Source organism: bacterium (genome assembly GCA_004299235.1).
In the GTDB taxonomy this organism is placed as follows: domain Bacteria; phylum Chloroflexota; class Dormibacteria; order Dormibacterales; family Dormibacteraceae; genus SCQL01.
The window spans coordinates 1-1634 of record SCQL01000054.1 but is presented as its reverse complement, the minus strand read 5'-3'; the positions used below and the strand labels follow the sequence as shown (position 1 = coordinate 1634).

Here is a 1634-nt window from a genome sequence, read left to right as displayed (position 1 = left end):
CCCAACTCCACAGAACGCCGTCATGCTCCAGCCGGAAATCATAATGCAGCCGCGTCGCATCGTGTTTCTGGATGACGTAAAGGCCGCCGGCCTTTTTGGCCGAAGGGTCTTTGCTCGAAGCACGCGCGGAGCCGGACGGCTCGCTCGTTTTCCTGAAGTTCCGCTTGCTCCTGTACGTTTCGAGGCTTGCCATGGCGATCAGGCCGATTCTCGCGGTTTGCGGGATTTCCCGCCGATGGGCTTGGCAGGGGATGAATTGCCGCTGGAAGCCGGCTTTTGCGGCTTGCCGTCACCTTCCTTCTTCTCCGAGGCGAGGCTCTTCTTCAATGCGTCGAAGAGGTTGACGACGTTCGAAGGCGGTTCGGCGGGTTTCGCAATCTCCGCCTTCTTGCCCCTGCGCTTCTTTCGGATCATCGCGAGCAGGGTATCTTCATAATGGTCGTCGAAGGTGGAAGGGTCGAACGTCATCGTCTTGCGTTCGATCATGGTCTCAGCCATTTCGACCATATCCGGGTCGAAGCCGACCTTTCCAAGGCCTTCGAACACGCTGTCTTCCTCCCGCACGGACGCGCCGTAGCGCAATGTGGTGAGGAGCAGGCCGTTTTCATAAGGCTCGACAATGGCAGGACGCTCGCGGCGGTAGAGGACGATGCGAGTCAGGCCGGCCATTTTCCGTTCCGCCATCGCGTCACGGATTACGGCGAACGCTTCCCTTGAGACCTCATCGGCTGGCGTCAGATAATAAGGCGTGTCCAGGTAAATGGCGGGCACATCCTTTTTCGGGACGAACCCCTCCAGATCGAGCGTATGGGAGGACTCGATCTGGACGGCGTCGATCTCGTTTTCCTCGAACAGAAGGAATTCGTCTGGACCGGTCTCATAGCCGCGTACCTGATCGTCTTCCGCCACCGGCTTGCCGCTTGGCTGATCGACATATTGCCGCTTCACCGTATTGCCGGTCTTCCGGTTGAGGATACGGAAGCGGACCTTTTCGCTTTCCGTCGTCGCGCCGGTCAGTTCGACGGCGCAGGTTACGAGGGAAAGCTTGAGGTAGCCTCTCCATGCGGGGCGAGGAGCCATCAGGCCAGCCTTTTCCTGTCTCTCATCTTTCCCTGCTCCTTTGGCTCCGGCGATCGCTACAAAACGCCGCCGGGAGATGGAGGTTCCGGGAAGGGGATCCAATGCTTTCCGCAAGAGAGGGATTTGATGGACACTGCCGAAATTCGGCAAACTTCGGGCCAGCCCCTTGACAGTGCCGGCCGGACTGACGAGTAACTCGATGAAGGGAAACAATGATATGAAATCGATCTATTTTGGAAAGCCGGCAGGCGCACGGAAGGCGTAAAGGGGTAAAATCATCATGACGACAATACTGGGTCCTCAGAAGCTGGGGCCGCTCACGCCTCTGGTGGGCGATTGGGAAGGCGATGTCGGCATCGATCTCTCCTACCACAACAAGGACGACGAGACGACGGAGACCAGCTATTTCGAGAAGGCCTCGTTCCGGCCCATACCGGTCGTCGAGAACGGTCAGCAGAGCATGGAAGGGCTGAACTACCAGATGACGGCCTGGCGTCACGGCGAGGAAGCCATGGACCCGTTTCATGACGAGGTCGGCTATCTTCTCTGGGACA

General features: G+C 58.4%; 3 protein-coding genes. 1 reads left to right on the top strand and 2 read right to left on the bottom strand.

The window, feature by feature from the left end:
* Both EPN29_13855 and EPN29_13850 read right to left on the bottom strand, forming a co-directional pair.
* On the bottom strand, positions 1-193 hold a 193-nt coding region (locus tag EPN29_13855), incomplete at its 3' end, for a hypothetical protein (protein TAN31277.1).
* Positions 194-198: 5 nt separating this feature from the next.
* Positions 199-1080, bottom strand: coding sequence for a Ku protein (locus tag EPN29_13850; protein ID TAN31278.1), 882 nt, complete (start codon positions 1078-1080; stop codon positions 199-201).
* Positions 1081-1360: 280 nt separating this feature from the next.
* Between EPN29_13850 and EPN29_13845 the strand changes: the two genes are divergently transcribed.
* A partial coding sequence (locus tag EPN29_13845) for a DUF1794 domain-containing protein (protein TAN31276.1) occupies positions 1361-1634 on the top strand: 274 nt, incomplete at its 3' end.

Coding starts and splice junctions, on each gene's coding strand:
- EPN29_13850 (TAN31278.1), bottom strand. CDS start 1,080: ATGGCTCCTCGCCCCGCATGGAGAGGCTACCTCAAGCTTTCCCTCGTA.